15 protein-coding genes and 1 pseudogene are annotated in these 16,874 nt (G+C 71.6%); 8 read left to right on the forward strand and 8 right to left on the reverse strand.

All coding sequences use genetic code 11. The features are described from left to right. Positions 1-23: 23 nt before the first annotated feature. On the forward strand, positions 24-674 hold the full coding sequence (locus OG252_RS34275; protein WP_266439910.1) for an amino acid ABC transporter permease: 651 nt from the start codon (positions 24-26) through the stop codon (positions 672-674). After that, a complete protein-coding gene (locus OG252_RS34280; RefSeq protein ID WP_329341011.1) occupies positions 671-1,537 on the forward strand; it encodes an amino acid ABC transporter permease in 867 nt (288 codons plus the stop codon). Before OG252_RS34275 ends, OG252_RS34280 begins: the two co-directional genes overlap by 4 nt. Before the next feature lie 148 nt (positions 1,538-1,685). Here the strand turns inward: OG252_RS34280 and OG252_RS34285 are convergent, their stop codons facing one another. Both OG252_RS34285 and OG252_RS34290 read right to left on the reverse strand, forming a co-directional pair. Then, positions 1,686-2,252 carry a hypothetical protein gene (locus OG252_RS34285; protein WP_329341013.1) on the reverse strand — a complete coding sequence of 189 codons (567 nt, stop codon included), beginning with the start codon at positions 2,250-2,252 and terminating at the stop codon, positions 1,686-1,688. Positions 2,253-2,516: 264 nt separating this feature from the next. Next, positions 2,517-2,903 carry an ArsR/SmtB family transcription factor gene (locus tag OG252_RS34290; protein WP_266439914.1) on the reverse strand — a complete coding sequence of 129 codons (387 nt, stop codon included), beginning with the start codon at positions 2,901-2,903 and terminating at the stop codon, positions 2,517-2,519. A gap of 141 nt (positions 2,904-3,044) precedes the next feature. On the opposite strand from OG252_RS34290, the gene OG252_RS34295 reads away from it, so the two are divergent. From OG252_RS34295 to OG252_RS34310, 4 genes are all read left to right on the forward strand, one after another. After that, the gene (locus OG252_RS34295; protein WP_329341015.1) at positions 3,045-5,024 is read left to right on the forward strand and encodes a heavy metal translocating P-type ATPase; all 1,980 of its coding nucleotides are present in this window, start codon (positions 3,045-3,047) and stop codon (positions 5,022-5,024) included. Positions 5,025-5,543: 519 nt separating this feature from the next. After that, positions 5,544-6,044, forward strand: a complete 501-nt coding sequence (locus OG252_RS34300) for a hypothetical protein (protein ID WP_266439916.1) — start codon at positions 5,544-5,546, stop codon at positions 6,042-6,044. Between the two features lie 153 nt (positions 6,045-6,197). Further along, positions 6,198-7,061: a DUF6424 family protein gene (locus OG252_RS34305; RefSeq protein WP_266439917.1), complete on the forward strand. Its 864-nt coding sequence runs from the start codon at positions 6,198-6,200 to the stop codon at positions 7,059-7,061. A 13-nt stretch (positions 7,062-7,074) separates the two neighbouring features. Further along, on the forward strand, positions 7,075-8,196 hold the full coding sequence (locus OG252_RS34310) for a DUF2235 domain-containing protein (protein ID WP_266439919.1): 1,122 nt from the start codon (positions 7,075-7,077) through the stop codon (positions 8,194-8,196). 42 nt (positions 8,197-8,238) lie between these two features. On the opposite strand, the gene OG252_RS34315 is transcribed toward OG252_RS34310, so the two are convergent. Together OG252_RS34315 and OG252_RS34320 are read right to left on the reverse strand one after the other, a co-directional pair. Beyond that, entirely contained in the window at positions 8,239-9,111 is an 873-nt protein-coding gene (locus OG252_RS34315) for an LLM class flavin-dependent oxidoreductase (protein ID WP_329341021.1), read from the reverse strand. Positions 9,112-9,181: 70 nt separating this feature from the next. Continuing rightward, positions 9,182-9,901 (reverse strand): ANTAR domain-containing protein, encoded by a 720-nt coding sequence (locus tag OG252_RS34320; protein WP_329341022.1) that lies wholly within the window; start codon positions 9,899-9,901, stop codon positions 9,182-9,184. A gap of 218 nt (positions 9,902-10,119) precedes the next feature. Here OG252_RS34320 and OG252_RS34325 point away from each other — a divergent pair, with 218 nt between their 5' ends. Both OG252_RS34325 and OG252_RS34330 read left to right on the forward strand, forming a co-directional pair. Then, a complete protein-coding gene (locus tag OG252_RS34325) occupies positions 10,120-10,467 on the forward strand; it encodes an STAS domain-containing protein (protein ID WP_425587643.1) in 348 nt (115 codons plus the stop codon). Beyond that, a complete protein-coding gene (locus OG252_RS34330) occupies positions 10,464-11,405 on the forward strand; it encodes a sensor histidine kinase (RefSeq protein ID WP_266439926.1) in 942 nt (313 codons plus the stop codon). The genes OG252_RS34325 and OG252_RS34330 overlap by 4 nt, the downstream gene beginning before the upstream one ends. 30 nt (positions 11,406-11,435) lie before the next feature. On the opposite strand, the gene OG252_RS34335 is transcribed toward OG252_RS34330, so the two are convergent. From OG252_RS34335 to OG252_RS34350, 4 genes and pseudogenes are all read right to left on the reverse strand, one after another. Next, positions 11,436-12,587 carry a hypothetical protein gene (locus OG252_RS34335; protein ID WP_329341025.1) on the reverse strand — a complete coding sequence of 384 codons (1,152 nt, stop codon included), beginning with the start codon at positions 12,585-12,587 and terminating at the stop codon, positions 11,436-11,438. Then, positions 12,584-15,193 (reverse strand): ATP-binding protein, encoded by a 2,610-nt coding sequence (locus OG252_RS34340; RefSeq protein WP_329341026.1) that lies wholly within the window; start codon positions 15,191-15,193, stop codon positions 12,584-12,586. Before OG252_RS34340 ends, OG252_RS34335 begins: the two co-directional genes overlap by 4 nt. A 227-nt stretch (positions 15,194-15,420) precedes the next feature. Continuing rightward, a pseudogene (locus tag OG252_RS34345) lies at positions 15,421-15,766 on the reverse strand (histidine kinase); the annotation flags it as partial. Continuing rightward, entirely contained in the window at positions 15,765-16,802 is a 1,038-nt protein-coding gene (locus OG252_RS34350; RefSeq protein WP_266439931.1) for a rod shape-determining protein, read from the reverse strand. The gene OG252_RS34350 and the pseudogene OG252_RS34345, both read right to left, overlap by 2 nt. Positions 16,803-16,874: the final 72 nt, after the last annotated feature.

Below are 16,874 nucleotides of genomic sequence, written 5' to 3' on the forward strand. Positions count from 1 at the left end.
GCTGTGTGATTCGGAGCAGACACATGAACGTGATCGTCGACAACGCGGGTCTCTTCTGGTCCGGTTGGCTGAAGACCATAGAAATCTGCATCTACGCGGCCATCGGCTCGCTCGTCCTCGGTATGGCCGTCGCCGTGGCCCGGGTCTCCCCGGTACCGCTGCTGCAACGCCTGGGCGCCCTGTGGGTCCAGTGCGTGCGCAACTGCCCGCTCACCGTCGTGCTGTTCTTCATGGCGTTCGGTCTGCCCGAAGTCGGTCTGCACGGCAGCTACTTCTGGTTCGGGGTGGCCGGGCTGACCTGCTACACGTCCGGCTTCGTCTGCGAAGCCGTACGCAGCGGGATCAACGCGGTTCCGGCCGGCCAGGTCGAGGCGGCACGCGCCATCGGCCTGACCTTCGGCGCGGGCCTGCGGCTGGTGGTCATGCCGCAGGCCCTGCGATCGATGGTCCCGCCGCTCGGCAATGCCCTGATCGCCATGATCAAGAACTCGGCGATCGTCGGCGCCTTCGGCGTCGGCGGCGAACTCTTCAGCGTGGCCGACACCCTGACCTCGTCCCGGGGCCTTCCCGCACTGCCCACGCTCACCGGCGTCGTCGCGGGATACCTCCTGCTGATCCTGCCCTTCGGATTTCTCCTCAGCCGTTTGGAGCGCAAGGTGGCGATCGCCCGATGACCACGACCCATGTCCTGTACGACGCCCCGGGTCCGCGCACCCGTCGGCGGATCCGCTGGGGCACCGCCGCGCTGCTCACGGCGCTGGCCGCCGTGCTGGCCCTCGTCGTCGCCAGGCTCTCCCGGCAGGGGCAGCTCGACGAGGCCAAATGGAGTCCCCTGGTCAACCCCTCCGACCCGCAGTTCGGACTGGTCTGGGACTTCCTCGGCGGCGGCCTGAAAGCCACTCTGCAGGCGGCCGCCGTCTCCATCGTGCTGTCCCTCGCCCTGGGCAGCACGCTCGCCGTCACCCGGGTCACGGCCGCGGCGTGGTACCGCTGGGCGGTCGTGGGGTTCATCGAACTCTTTCGCGGTGTCCCCGTGGTGCTGTCCGTCTTCTTCGCCGCCCGCGTACTGCCGGAGATCGGCGTCGACCTGCCGGCCATGTGGTTCCTCGTCATCGGCCTGACGCTCTACAACTCGGTCGTCATCGCCGAGGTCATCCGCGCCGGCATCCAGGCCCTGCCCAAGGGACAGGGGGAGGCCGCGTACGCCATCGGCCTCACCCGGGGCGCCACCCTGCGGCTGATCCTGCTCCCGCAGGCCTTCCGGATCACCCTCCCCGTGCTCATCGGGCAGTTGGTGGTCGTCCTCAAGGACACGTCGCTGGGCTTCATCATCAGCTACGAAGAGCTGCTGCGCCGGGGCCAGATCGCCGTCCAGACGCTGGAGAACCCGCTGCAGATGTTCTTCGTCGTCGGAGCCATCTTCATCCTGGTCAACTTCAGCCTCTCCAAGCTGGCCGAAGCCGTGCAGCGCCGGCTGTCCCGCCCCGGGCGCAGAAGCGATCCGCCCGCCGTGGTGGCCGCCGGGACCGCTGCCTGAGCCGGCGCGGGTTCTCGTAGGGTCTCGTAGGACACGGTGAAGGAGCCGGGATCCTGCGGTCACCCGCCCGCGGGGCTGACGGTGAGCTGATCCGCTCGGGCACGGTGGGCGACGGCGGGTGCCGTCGTCGGCGGACCGGTGTGGTCGGTCACTCGCAGCTCGGCGCCTGAGGGGCGTCCGTCGCGTGCCGCGTCAGATCGCAGACCGTTTGCAGCGCCACCTTCCAGGTGTCGTCCTGGAGGACGGCCGCTCCCGGGCCGCCGGTGTCCAGCCGACGGCCCTCGCGCGTGAGGGTGTAGCGGACGTCGGCGCTCAGGGACGAGGTGTACGACACCGAGGTCACCTCGGCGCGGAGGCGACTGCCGAGCGGGTCCGCGAAGAGGTTCTCGGTCATCAGCGCGTTCTCGTAGCCGTCCTCGATGACGTCGCTTCGCTCGTCGACTGATGACTCCGGGGCGAAGAGGATCCGCCAGGCTTCCCTGATCTCCTTCTCGGCCTCCACCGGGTCCTCCGGTGCCGTGCCGGTCGGCGTGGGGGATCGGGACACCGGCGGTGACGTGGCGGCCGTTGTCGGGTCGGGCGGGGCGGTGGCGGGCGTACGCGTCGAGGGGGCTGTCTCGTCGCCGTCGCCGCTGTCGCAGGCGCTGGTGAGGGCGAGGACAAGGGTGACGGCGGAAGCCGTCGCCCAGGCCCCGCGCCGTGTCGTGGCGGTCATGGGACTGCACCTCCGGGGTCGCCTGTGGCAGGACTACCCGGGGTGGGTGGAATCATCCGGACGGTTCCGAGAGCATGGCCGCCGGGTGCTGCGGAGACGCGGCCGGACAACTGGTCCGGGTGGTCCGGGCAGGCGGTGCGGGGTGGGCGGCGTCGGCTTGCGCCGGGCCGCTGTGGGCCGGGTCGGTGGCCTGGTTGCGCCGCCGTACCGGGCAGCTGACGCCGAAGCCGGTGCCTGTACTCGGTGAGCTGACCCGCCCGCGGTTCAGTGCGTCTCGGCCACGACCGCCGGGGCCTGGGCGGCGTCCCGCAGGCCCATGCGCAGGTGCTCGACGTGGTAGAGGGCCTGCTCCAGGAGTTCGGCGACGTGGTTGTCGTACAGGGCGTAGATGATCGAGCGGCCCCGGCGCTCGCCGGTCACCAGACCGAGGTTGCGCAGCAGACGCAACTGGTGCGAACAGGCGGACTGTTCCATGCCGACGGCGTCGGCGAGTTCGGTCGCCGCGCACGGACCCTCCTGGAGGCGCGCCAGGATCCGGAGCCGGGACGGGGTGGCGAGGGCCTGGAGCGTGGCGGCCACGTCGGCGGCGCCCACGGTCTCCAGGCGTTCGCGTGCGGTGGCGGTGGTCTTGGCGTCAGCTCCGTGGCCCATGCCCTCATCCTACGGAGCGACGTCCATGAACATATGAATGGGTCTTCATGTGGTCCTGTACGGTGGAGTGAGCGGCGCCGGGCGTTCCAGTTGCCGTTGTTTCGTCATGCCGTCATGCCGTCGTGAAGGACTTCCGCTCCGATGACCTCCACCCTCGCTCCGCCCACGGCCGACCGGGCCGCGCCCTCGCGCGCAAGCGACGCCGTCCGGCGTCGTACCAGGGTCCTCGCCCTCCCCGAGGCGCGCTGGGCGACTGCCGCCACCGTCTTCTTCCTGCTGGCGCTGCCCCTCCAGCTGACCGGCGCTCCGGCCTGGGCGTGGGGCCCGCTGTACGCGCTGTCGTACGCGACCGGCGGGTGGGAGCCGGGCTGGACCGGCCTTCAGGCGCTGAAGGAGAAGACCCTCGACGTCGACCTCCTGATGATCGTCGCCGCGCTGGGCGCGGCCTCGATCGGGCAGGTCATGGACGGCGCCCTGCTGATCGTGATCTTCGCGACCTCGGGCGCCCTGGAGGCGCTGGCCACCGCCCGCACCGCCGACTCGGTGCGCGGACTGCTCGACCTGGCACCCGAGACCGCCACCCGCGTCGCGGACGAGGGCAGCGAGGCGACCGTCGCCGTCGAGGACCTGTCCGTCGGCGACACGATCCTCGTACGCCCCGGTGAACGCATCGGCGCCGACGGCCGCGTGCTCGACGGGGCGAGCGACGTCGACCAGGCGACCATCACCGGTGAACCCCTTCCCGTGACCAAGGAGAAGGGCGACGAGGTCTTCGCCGGCACCCTCAACGGCACCGGCGCGCTGCGGGTACGGGTCGAGCGGGACGCCTCCGACACGGTGATCGCACGGATCGTGCGGATGGTGGAGGAGGCGTCCGAGACCAAGGCGCCGACCCAGTTGTTCATCGAGAAGGTCGAACAGCGTTACTCGCTGGGCATGGTGGCCGCGACCCTCGCCGTCTTCCTCGTGCCGCTCGCCTTCGGAGCGAACCTCACGGACTCGCTGCTGCGGGCGATGACCTTCATGATCGTGGCGTCGCCCTGCGCGGTCGTGCTGGCGACGATGCCGCCGCTGCTGTCGGCCATCGCCAACGCCGGCCGCCACGGTGTACTGGTCAAGTCGGCCGTGGTGATGGAGCGGCTCGGGCAGGTCGACGCCGTGGCGCTGGACAAGACGGGCACGCTCACCGAGGGCACCCCGCGGGTCACCGACATCCGGCCGTTCCCCGGATCCGGAAGGGACGAGGGCGAGTTGCTGGCCCTCGCGGCGGCGGCGGAGAACCCGAGCGAGCACCCCCTGGCCAGGGCGGTCGTCGCCGCGGCGCGCGAACGCGGGCTCGCGCTCGCCCCGGCGGAGGACTTCGACTCGACGCCGGGCGTCGGGGTGACGGCCACCGTCGACGGGCGCGCGGTCACGGTCGGCGCCCCGGCCCGGCTGCTGAACGAGGCCACCGACGCCGCCTCCGCCCGCGCGGCGGTGCTCGCCGGTGAACTGGAGGAGGGTGGCAGGACCGCCGTGCTGATCACCGTGGACGGTGCTCCGGCCGGCGTGCTCGGCATCGCCGACCGGCTCCGCCCCAACGCGCGGGAGACCGTGGCCTCGCTCGCCTCCCTCACCGGGACCGCACCCCTGCTCCTGACCGGCGACAACCCTCGCGCCGCCGCCCGCCTCGCCGCCGAGGTCGGCATCGAGGACGTACGGGCCGGACTGCTGCCGGAGCACAAGGTGCGGGCGGTCCGGGAGCTGGAGGACGGCGGCCGCAGGGTGATGGTCGTCGGCGACGGCGTCAACGACGCCCCGGCGCTCGCCGCCGCGCACACCGGTGTCGCCATGGGCCGGGCCGGCTCCGACCTGGCCCTGGAGACCGCCGACGCGGTGATCGTCCGCGACGAACTCGCCACCGTGCCCGCCGTGATCGCCCTGTCCCGCCGGGCCCGCAAGCTCGTCGTGCAGAACCTCGTCGTCGCCGGAGTCTTCATCGCCGTCCTGGTCGTCTGGGACCTGGCCGGCCACCTGCCACTGCCGCTCGGCGTCGCCGGCCACGAGGGCTCCACCGTCATCGTCGGCCTCAACGGACTGCGGCTGCTGCGCGAGTCGGCCTGGCGGCGGGCCGCCGAGTGAGCCGCCGCAGGGCTCCCGCCCAGGCGGTGCACGGTCACCGTATGCCGGGCCGCCGCTGCGGGACGCCCAGGGTCCCCGGCGTCGACCACGCCGCCCGGCTGCCCGGCTGAAGGCGGAGTCGGGATCGGCCGCACAGGTCCGGGCGGTGCACTGCCCGGACGCGTGCGAGCAGGGTCGGCGTCATCGTCGTCAAGGCATGGCTCTTGCCCCGAGGCGACTCGGAGTGCAGGGGCCCGTGCGGCGAACGCCGGGCAACTGCCGGCTACTCGCGCTGGGCGTGCAGGAGCCGCACGCCGCGGCTGGTCACGCCGGAAGTCCGGCATTCGTCGGCGGCACCCGTGGCAGGGAGATTTTCCTCCCCCGACGCCCCGCACCCTCAGGGCGTGAACAGCCCCCGGCGGTCACCCGTACCCCTTGTCGAACGCCCGGCCGCTGGTGCGGGCAGGGACGCCGGATACGGAGAGGCACGTGTCACACGAGCTGGAACAGGCAGAACAGGCAGAACAGGCAGAGCACGCAGTGCAGTTACCGCGAGGGCGCACCGGACGTACGCCACCCGCTGCCCGTCTCGTACGCGGCGCCGCGCTGGCCGCGAGTCTGGCGTTTCTTCCCCTGGTCACGGCCTGCACCGGTGGGGATGCGGACGGCGCATCGGCGAGCGGCAAGCCGTCGGAGATATCCGCGGCCCCCGCGGCCGGTGTCGTGGCCCCGGCGAAGGTCGAGGTGATCGCCAACCTGACCGGCTGCAAACCCAAGATCCGCATCGACGCCGACGAACTGCGCCAGGGCCTCTGCCACACGAAGGAGGTCGACTACCTCATCACCACCTTCCCCGAGGAGAAGTACAAACAGACCTGGCTGGACTCCGCCGCCGTCTACGGAGGCAAGTACCTGGTCGGCACGCGGTGGATCGTCAGCGCGAAGGAGCCGGAGATGCTGGAGCAGTTCCGTACCAAGCTCGGCGGGACCATTCAGCAACTGCGGGGCATCGGGCCGACTCCGGCCCCGAGCACGTCGTAGCGGCTGTCACCCCGTCAAGTCCCCGTGACGGGCGTATTTCTGCGCGACGGAACGCCTATAAGTCGACGCCGTCACCCGGGCGCTGCACGATGGAGGGAGCGGCGCTCGGGCGCGGTCATCGCGTGCGGGGCCGCCGACCGAAGGAGGCCGGCCGTGGCTGACGCCGGTTCCGTGGCAGTACCGGGGGGTGCGGCGCCGGGGGCGGGTGCTCTCCTCGAGGTGGACCACACCCACGGGGAAACCCGCCCCTGGAAGATACGCATCGTCAAGCATCCGGAGCGCTCCGTGTCCGGCCACTTCCGCGCCGCCAAGAAGGTGGCCAAGAAGATCCTCGAGGAGCTGAGCGCCGCCGGGGCCGAGGCCCCGTACGGGCCGGGGCCCTGGGAGATGCACCACGGCGGCAGCCTCTGGGTCATGACGGGGAGCGGCTGGCGGATGTACCGGGCCCGGGTCGGCATCGAGTGGAGCATGCAGTTCTGCGCCGACCCCGCGAAGATCGACCGGCTCCGGCAGGAGGCCGCCGACCTGGTGGCCGCCTTCCCGTTCACGCTGCCCGCGCTGGACGCCCTCGGCTACAAGCGCGCCCGGGACCTCCTGAGCAGGCCCGTCACGGATGCCGACAGCGTCGAGGCCTGGACGGACTCGCTGTTCAACGCGTGCGTGCCGATGAGCAACCCGCACCACTCGGGTGTCCTGCCCAAGGCGGCCGGCGAACACCACTACCCCTGGCCGACCAAGTCCGCGGACTTCTTCAAGTTCGACGACTTCCAGCTGTGGGTCACCCTGTCCGACGACACCCACGTCGGCGTCGCCCCGGTGGGCCGCCGGGGTTCCGGTGACGGCCAGGTGCGCATCGTCCACGCCCGGCACGGCACACCGGCCGGGGACGCCCTGGCGGAGGCACAGCGGCGCCGCATGATGGCGGTCGCCCCGCCGGACAGCCCCATCGCGCTGGCGGCGTTCGAGCAGCAGATACCGCCCGGGGCGGACACCGCATCCACCCCGCCCGTCGGTTAGGCGAGGAGCGATCATGCCGCGCAACATCGTCATCTGCCTCGACGGAACGGGCAACCAGGTCGGCGCCCGCAACCCCACCAACGTGGTCAAGCTGTACGAGATGCTCAGCACCGACGACCCCTCGCACCAGCTCCTCTACTACGACCCCGGCGTCGGCACCATGTCGTCGGCCGGCGCGCGCGGGCCGCTCGGCCACCGGCTCTCCCGGCTCAGCGGCCTCGCCTTCGGGACCGGGCTCAGGGCCAACCTCGCCGAGGCCTACACGTATCTGATGCGGCACTGGGAGCCGGGCGACCGCGTGTACGTCTTCGGATTCAGCCGCGGCGCCTACACGGCCCGCGCACTCGTCGGGATGCTCAACAAACCGGGCCTCATGCGCCCCGGAGCCGAGAACCTCGTCCCGTACGCCGTGGCGAAGTACGCCTTCAACCACGACATCGACCGCAACCAGCAAGAGGTCGCGCGGTTCTCGCGGGCCTTCTGCCGGCACACCCACACGGACCCGCTGTGGGAGACGGTCAAGCGCAACGACTCCAAGCAGGTCTCGCGCTACGCCGTGCCGGTCGCCTACCTGGGGCTCTGGGACACCGTGAAGGCGGCCGGCATCCTCCGCCTGGGCAATCTGCGATGGCCCTACACCCGCTCCCTGCCCAACGCCGCCCGCATCCGGCACGCCGTGTCCCTCGACGAGCGGCGCCGCCCCTACCGCGAGTACCTCGTCAAACCCCGGCCGCAGCCGGCCCGGGACACACTCGAGGAGGTCTGGTTCGCCGGGGTGCACTCCGACGTCGGCGGCACCTTCGACCACGCGAAGGGCGAACCCCTGCTCTCCACCGTCACCCTCAAGTGGATCGTCGACGGCGTCCACGAGGACCTGCTCTTCCGGGCCGGTGCCTACGCCGAGGCGACGGCGCTGACCAAGGAGTTCGCCGGCGCCCCCGTCCACCGCAACGGCCCGCTCTGGTTCCTCGCGGGCAGGCGGTCGCGTGCCGTGCCCGAGGACGCGGTGTTCCACGCGAGCGTCCGGGTCCGGCAGCAGCAGGACCGGGGATACCGCCGCGGCCTCCCCGACCCGGACGACCTGGCCCGCTGGGCGGACCCGGACTGGACGGAACCGGTGATCGGGCCGGGGTGACGGCCGGGGTGACGGCGGCGTTCAGCCGGGGTGACGCGGCGGTCAGCGTCCCAGTGCGCCCAGTACGGCCTTGAGCTGGTCCAGCGGCTCGGGCCCGATGACCCGGAGTACGACCGTGTCCGCTCCCGCCGCTGCCAGTTCCCGGACGTGGGCGGCGGCCTGGGCCGGTCGGCCGGAGACGGTGAACACCTCGTCCTGCGGGCGGCCGAGCCAGGTGCCGTGGCCCTCGGTGACCGGGTGCAGGGTCCGGGCCACCTGGTCGGGGTCCTCGCCGACGCAGCAGAAGGACAGCACGGTCAGCGTGTGGTCGGCGGTCGCTCCGCCCTTGGCGGTCAGCGCCCGGGTGTTCTCCAGGTCGCGCGGGCCGTGCCCCTCGGCGATCAGTGTGCCGTCCGCGACCCGGCCGGACAGCTCCAGCGAGCGGGAACGGACCACGCCCGCGACCACCGGCGGCACTTCGGCGGGCGGGTGCACCAGCTGGATGCCGTCCAGGCGCACCTCCCGGCCCGCCAGTTCGACGCGCTCCCCGCGCAGCAGCGCGCGCACGGAGGTGATCGTCTCCTCCAGCAGGGCCAGCGGTGAACTCGGCGCGACGCCCACCGAGACCATCCACTCCCGTACCCCGTGCCCGATCCCGGCCACCAGCCGTCCCGGGAACACCCGGGCCAGTGTCGCCAGCTCCATGGCCAGCAGGGCCGGGCTGCGCAACGGGGCGGGTGTGATGCCGATACCGACCCGGAGGCGCTCGGTCGCGGCCAGTGCCACGGCCGCCGCCGACACCCCGCCGTTCCAGCCGAGGTCCTCGACCACCCACAGGTCGTCCACACCGAGCGCCTCGGCCTGCCGTGCGAACCCGGGCAGTCCCTCCGGGGCCCAGTCGCGGTCGTACATCACACCGATCCGAAGGTTCGTCATGCGTCGGAACCTATGCCCCGGCCGAGGAACGGATCAACGCCGTATTCGGACGAGGGGATCAACGCCCGGTTCAGGGCCGCCCCGAGCCGTCGCCGGCCGCGCCGTGCCACCGCCGTGCCACCGCCGTGCGCAGGGCCGTGCGGAGCTCCTCCGGGGGCGGCGGGCCGTCGGTGCCGGTGCTGGCGGTGACCGCCGCGGCGACCGTGCGGAGCTTGGTGTTGGACAGCTGGGAGGCCTCGCGGAGGATGGTCCAGGCCTCGTCGGACGTACAGGCATGGGTGGCCATGAGGATGCCGCGCGCCTGGTCGATCACCGGACGGGAGGCGATCGCCTGGCGGAGCTGGTCGACCTCCTGCTGGAGGTGCCGCAGTTGTTCGGCGCGTTCGACGGCCACCGCCGAGGGGGCGGGCGGGTGCGGTGGCTCGGGGGCGGATCCGCCGTCCGCGGGCCGCACCGGGTCCGCGGTGTCCAGGCCGACCAGCTCCAGGATCCGGCGCGGCTGGCCGTCCCAGTTCGCGGTCATGACCGGGATCCCGTGCAGGTGGCCGTAGTCGCCGAGGGTCTCCAGGAACTCCAGTCCCGCCGTGTCCATGAAGCGCACCTCGGTCATGTCCAGCTCCAGCCGGCCGATGCCGTCCGGCAGCTCGGCCAGTGCCTTCGCCAGGACGTCCGCCGATCCGTGGATGAGCTCCCCGCGCGGAACGAGCACCGCTCGGCCCGCGTCCACGCGGCTCTCGATCACCAGGGCCTTCATCCGCCCCGCGAGAGATGTGTGTGCCGCTGAGGTCATGTCCCCGCCTTGTAGATCACCGACAGCCTTCATGACGTTGCGTGCCCCGTGCCTCGTGCCCCCGTGCCTCCGTCCGCCCGGCCGACCAGGTGGTGCCAGGCGGTGCTGACTGAGCGCCTGCCCGCCGTACGGCGTAGTACACACAGACCGTGGGAATGGCCGGTCCGGTCGGGGGTATGTGCGATCGAGTCCGGGAAAAGTGGGGAGGCGGTGTGGGCATCCGGTACCTGACCGTCTCCGGGACCGCGGGCGCGGTCCCGGAGCTGACGGTGTCCCCCCTGGTCGAGCGCAGCGGGCTGCGCGTGGCGGGGGAGGTCGGTCTGGCGACGCACGCGGTGTGGGAACGCGCGCTGGAACGGGCCGTGCGTGAGGACGAAGAGGTCTACTACCTGGAGCTGTCGTCCGTGACCTTCGTCGACGTCGCCGGCGCCGGAGCGCTCGCCGCCGCAGCCCAGCAACTGCGCGACGGCCGGCGGATCGTCCTGGACCGGCCCCCGGACACCCTGCAACGGGTGCTGGAACTGTTCTGGCCCGACCTTTCGGCGATCGAGGTGTCGATGTCATGAGTGCCGCGGCCGAACACTTCGACCCCTTCGTCCACCCCGCCCTCTTCTACGGCGACGAGCAGGAGTACCTCGCGGGCACGGTGTCCTTCGTGCGCGCCGGCCTCGCCGCCGGCGACCCCGTGGCGGTGGCCGTCCCCGGCGAGAACCTCGAGCTCATCCGGGACGGACTCGGTGCCGACGCCGACGCCGTACGGCTCATGGACATGCGGGAGGCCGGGCGCAACCCCGGCCGGATCATCCCCGGCGTGCTGCGCGCCTTCGCCGACGCCCAGCCGCCGGGCAAGCGGGTGCGGATCATCGGCGAGCCCATCTGGGCGGGCCGCTCGGAGACCGAGTACCCCGCCTGCGTCCAGCACGAGGCGCTGATCAACGCGGCCTTCCGGGGCCGCACGGTGAGCATCCTGTGTCCGTACGACGTCCGGCGCCTCGCACCGGAGGTCGTCGCCGACGCGTACGCCACCCACCCGACCGTCATCCAGGCGGGCGCTGGGCAGGAGCGGGACAGCGGGGCGTACGACCCCGACGACGTCGTGGCCCGCTACAACGAGCCGCTGCCGCCCGTCGCAGGCGTGCCGGCCCTCGACTTCGACACGGAGTCCCTCTCGCAGGCCCGGCATGTCGCCACCGACCTGGCCGCGCGGCTCGGTCTGGCCGGCACCCGGCTGCAGGACCTGGCCCTCGTCACCGCCGAACTGACCACCAACAGCGTGGTGCACGGCGGCGGTACGGGCACGCTGCGGGTGTGGGCCGAGGACGAGCGCGTGGTCTGCGAGGTCCACGACAAGGGCCGCCTGGCGGATCCCCTGGCCGGCCGCCGACCCGCCCCCCGCGATCAGCGCGGCGGACGGGGCCTGCTCATGGTCAACCTGCTCGCCGATCTGGTGCGGGTGCACACGGGGGCCGACGGGACGACCGTGCGGTGCTGGTTCGCGCGCTGACGTCAGCGGCTGTGGCCGGACAACCGACGACTAACCGCGGAACACCGCGGCGACGTCCCGGCCCCGCCGCCTGAGCTGGGCCACCTCCTCCTGACGCCAGGAGCAGCCGAAGCGGGTGTCGGCCTCTTGGGCGTGCTTCAGCGCTGTGTCGCAGGCGTGCTCGAAGGCGGCCAGCCGCTGGTCGATCTCGCCGGGAAGGCGGGCGTCCTCGGGACGGGGGAGGACTTGAGGCCTGCGGTAGTAGGAGTCGTCCGCGGGGAGCATTCCGGCGGCATGGCGCACGCCTGCGAGTTCGAGGGCGGCGAGCCGCGAGTACCAGCTGAACCTGAGCCAGAACATGGGTGTTCTGCGCGGTTCCTCATGGGCGAGGCGCACCCGGATGAGGTGGGAGGGACTCGCGGGGTCGCCTTCTGCCGGGTCGAGGAGCAGCGCGGCGATCGCGTCCGCCGTCGCGGCGAGGAACTGGTCCGGTTGCTGAGCGTTGCAGAGGGCGTCGGTGCGTCTCGAAGCCGCCCGCGCGGCCGCCGCGTCGTTGTCGAACAACGCCAGTTCGACCTGGCACGAGGCCAGCTCCCATCGCGCCCAGGCGTTGTCCGGCGGACAGATCGCGTCCTTCCAGCGCTCCGCGTCTGCCCGGCGGCCGAGCTTCAGACTGTGGAGGCAGGCTTCTGCGGCGAGGCTGGAGTTGCTGGCCACCCCGGGCCCGGGCCCGTCCCGGTGGGCCCAGGCGCGCTCCGCGGCCACGAGTGCCTCCTGCCACTGTCCCCGGCAACTCAGCAGCGAGCCCCGATGGGTCAGGGTTTTGGCTCCCTCGTGGCCCCAGACCGACAGCGCGAGTGTCTCCAGGTGCTCGATCCGTTCCTCGAAATCCGTGACGGCCACGTCGTAGTACATCGCGTGATCGAGGAACAGGCTGTGCAGCCAGTACTGTTCCGTGCCGTCGATCCCGGAGCCCGGCTGGTGCAGGGCATCGAGGAGCAGTTGGATGCTGCGGTCGGGCTCCGAGGCATCCACCCAGCATTCCGCGGCGAGCCTCAGGGCCCACAGGGAGTCCGCCTGCCAGCCGAGAGCCAGGCCGGTGTCACGAACCTGCTCATAGAGCAGCGCGGCAGTCCACATGTCGCCGGCGTTCCGAGCCTCATCCGCCCGGTCGGCCAGATCGTCGAACTCGTCCTCGGTCACGCCGAGTCCGTCTGCCGCATGCGCTCGACGATCCATCCCGCCAGCCCCTCATGCTCCTTCCCGAGCAGTCTGCCCACATCGTCCGGTTGCGCGGCCAGCCAGTCCTGCGCGGTCCGGTACCGGGACGACAACTCGTCGAGGGCCGAGGCGGTCAGGTTCAGGGCGGCGATCCGTCGAGCCAGGTGCTCCCGGGAGATGTAGCGGGGGTGGCGGCCGGCGCTGAGCAGTTCGCGCAGTGAGCTCGACTTCGACATCTCGGTACGGAGGTGGTCCGCGAGCGACGCGTCGTCGAGGGAGTACGGAATGTAGAGCAGGCCCTGGAGGTCGGCGGGAAGTACCGTCCCGTTCGCGGACGTGTTCTCCCGCAGCAGTACGACCGGACGCTCCCGGCGATCGGCGAAGGCCGCGCCCAGCTCGAACATGACGTTGGGATTGCTGTCGGTGATCTCCGCGACGAAGCCGTCCGCCGCGTCCATGAGGACCTGGACGTTGTCGAGGAGACGGTGGTCCTCCTGATGGTCGCTGGCGACGACGAGTTCGAATCCCCATCGCTGTTCGACGACCTCGCGGCAGGCGTCGATCAGCGGCCGGTAGCGGGAGGCGAAGGGGGTGATCATGAAGAAGCTGCGGTGTGTGGCGTCGGAGCCCGGGCGGCTGCGGCCCTGAGCGGCCCGCAGCCGGTCGTCCAGGGCCTTGCAGCGTACTTCGAGTTCCAGGGCCTCCAGGCTGCGGCTCATGAGCTGCTGCAACTGGTCGTGGAAGGCGTTCGCCGCGTGGGCGGTGATCAGCTGTCCGTTGGCGAGCACCGCACTGTGGTAGAGCGCCCGCATGAGCTGTTTCACCTCGGGAATGGCACTGTCGTGATAGGCGGCCAGTCGCTGCACGAGGGGGTTCCGGGAGTTGATGGTGAGCCGCTGACCGGTCCCGTGGGACATGCGCTGGACCGCCTCGGCCATCTCCCGGATGCCGGGGGGCGCGTTCGGGTCCAGCAGCACCTCCTCCGCCTTGCTCTGGGCCTCGGTGCGGGCGTCCGTCCGCAGGACCGCCGCGATGTCCGGCGGTTCGAACTCACGGGCCTCGGTACGGATGACATGGCCGTGCGGGGTGCGCAGCACCGCACTCATGCGGTCCGCCAGCTTCTGGGCCGCCATACCCTCCTCCCCGCCGGCCTGCCGGAAGATGGCGTCGCCGGACGGGGCGTCCTCGCGGTCGATGTGGACCAGGCGCAGGTTCACGCCCGGCAACCGGGTGTACGCCTCCAGAAGTTCGGGCTCGAAGACGAAACTGGCGTCCACGACCGTGGTCTTGGCCGCATTGGCGATCTTGAAGTACTGGCGGGCGGCGTCCACCCCGGTGACGCACTGCAGGGTCTTGGTCTGGTCCGCGGGACCGGGCAGCCGGTCCAGGATCTCCGGCAGGGTCCGCAGGGCGACGCCCGTGCCGGTCTCGTTCAGCGGATCGCTGACGGTGGCGTCGTCGGGCTCGTCGGACAGCCGGTTGGTGCGCCACAGCAGCAGGTCGGCGAACTTCGCGAAGAACTCGTCGTAGTAGTAGCTGGCGGCGGCGAAGCTCATCCGGTGGAAACGGGCGATGCCGGCGAACCGCGGCCGCTGAGTGTCGCGCAGGTGCTCGAGGTGCTCGATGACGAGGTTGCCGAGGGCGTCGCGCAGGGCGGCCCACTTGTCGTCGCGCAGGTAGTTGTCCCGGGCCGCGGTCGGCGTGAGGTCCGGGGTGTTGATCACGCCGTTGATGAACCTGGCCCACTGCGGCAGGATGTCCGGCTGGTCCTCGCACAGGAACATACGGCGGTGGAACAGCCGGATCGTGCGGGGCTGGTCCACGGTGTAGAACCGGTCGCGGGTGATGTAGAGGACCCCCTCCGCCTGCACGGGGCCGTGCAGCTGGACCGGGATGACCTCCAGTACCCGGTCGTTGAGGGTGCGCTCCACGTAGAAGCGCAGGTCGTAGCTGAGCTCCTCGGCGGTCAGGCCGCCCTTCTCCCACGGCATGTGCAGGGTGTTCTCCGGCTCGCGGGAGCCGTTGAGGTGGATCGGGATGGTGAGCATGTCCGCGTAGCGGCGGATCAGCGTACGGACCTCCGCCTCCTGGATCATCCCGCGGTCCTCGGCACCCGCCAGGCTGACCGTCACCGTGGTGCCCGGCGAGGCCACCTCGCACTCCGTCAGCCGGTACTCCTTGCTGCCCTCGTTCTCCCAGAGCCAGCCGGTCTCCTCGCCGACCTTGCGGGTCGTGACCCGCACCTTGGAGGCCACCACGAAGGCGGCCAGGAAGCCGATGCCGAACTGCCCGATCAGGGTGCTGTCGTGCTCCCGTTCCTCAAGCGTCAGGCTCTTGCCGATGTTCGCCAGGTAGTCGACGAGATCCTCGCGGTTCATGCCGATCCCGGCGTCCCGGACCGTGATCTCCAGATCCTGGGGCCGGGTCTCCACATCGATGCGGCCGGCCACGCCGTCCAGGGCGATCCGCCTGCGGGTGGCGTCGTGCGCGTTCTGGATGAGTTCGCGAACGAAGACCTTTTTCTCGCTGTAGAGGTTGTTCGCGATCATCTTGATGAGACCTTCGAAGTCGAAGGACATCTCAGGCATGGCGGCCCTCCCTGGTTCCCCCCGAGCCACCGCCGTCACTGTCTGCCTCCGCCGGAGGCCGGAGCACGGGCGGTAGTGATGCCGGTCACACTTTGTGCGTGTAAGGAGGGTAGCGCCGGGAGTGTGTCTCACACGGTCTGTGACTCGAAGTGCCCGTAATGGCTCCCTTCTTGACTGATCGCCAGAACCAGAAGACGCCGGGCGACGCGACGGGTCGTACCGGTGTCGCCGCAGCGGTGGGGGAGGGCGAGGGTGCCGGTCGGGCGGCCCTCGGCTCGCTCAGGGGGAGCATCATGCTGAATACCGGCTGACCGCCCAGGAGTTGTCCGAGGGCCGCGCTGCGGGCTCGATGGTCGTCCCGACGAGGTCGCCCGGATCGTCGTACGTCGACGCCGTCACGATCTCCAGGCCGCCCTCCGCGGTGGGCTGGAGGACGACGCCCGCGGTGGGCTGGAGGACGACGCCCGCGCAGGCGTCGGCGGCACTCTCGCCGGTGAGCAGCGCCGTGGTGGAGGCCGCCGCGCCCTCGATCCAGCGCTCGCGCTGCCGGGCGGCCTCGTACAGCCGGGTATCAGGTGGCCAGCGGGTCCAGGACCAGCGGCTCGATCTTGCCCTCCAGCATGTAGCCCAGGCCCTGGGCGGCACACACGTCCGGCCGTTCTGCGATGTGCACCGGCATGCCCGTCGCGTGCCGCAGCATCTGGTCGAAGCCGGGCAGCAGCGCGCTGCCGCCGACCATCATGATCCCGCGGTCGGCGAGGTCGGCCACCAGGTCGGGCGGGCAGTTGCGCAGCACCCTGCCGATGCCGTCCAGTACGGCGGTCAGCGGGGTCTCGATCGCGTCCCGTACGGCGGCGGTGTCGACCTGGACGGAACGGGCGAGGCCGGTGGCCACGTCCCGCCCGTGGATCTCGGTGGAGGCCGGGCCCTGCGGGGTGAGGCCGTTGCCGGAGAGGGCGAGCTGCAGCGGCCGTACCGACTGGCTGGGCAGCATCAGCTCGTGTTCGTGACGCAGGTGCTGCACGATCGCGTGGTCCACGGCCTCGCCGCCCACCGGGATCCGTTCGGCGGTCACAATCGACCCGAGGGAGAGCACGGCCACCTGGGTCGCCGCCGCTCCGCACACCATGATCATGGTCGCCTCGGGCCGCTCGACGGGCAGCCCGCACCCCACGGCCGCGGCGATGAGCGTGTCGACGAGCTCCACGCGCCGCGCCCCGAGCCCGACGAGCGTCTCGATCGCGGCACGCTGGGCCAGCGGGTCGGCGTCGTGCGGGGTGCAGGCGGCGGCCCGCAGCCGGGGCTTGCGGCGCAGGGCGCGGCGGACCTTGTCGCCGAGCAGGTGCCGCAGCATGCGCTGCGCCATCTCGATGTCGACGACCGTGCCGCCGGACACGGGCCTGACGACGCGGATGTAGTCGGGCGTACGGCCCGTCATCTTCTCCGCGAACTCGCCGACCGCGATCAGCGCGCCGGTACGGGTGTTCACGGCGGCGGCGGACGGCTGGTCGACGACGAGCCCGGCCCCCTTCACGTACACCCGCGTCCTCGCCGCACCCAGGTCCACGGCGAAGTGGCAGCGGCGCAGCTGCTCCAGACTGGCGGTCATGGCAGGTCCTCCCGAGAGCACAGACCGTGAGCCGCCGGGTGGCGGCCTCATAGGCATCGTGCGGGGGCGGGG

This window comes from Streptomyces sp. NBC_01352 (genome assembly GCF_036237295.1).
GTDB classification, from domain to species: Bacteria; Actinomycetota; Actinomycetes; order Streptomycetales; family Streptomycetaceae; genus Streptomyces; species Streptomyces plumbiresistens.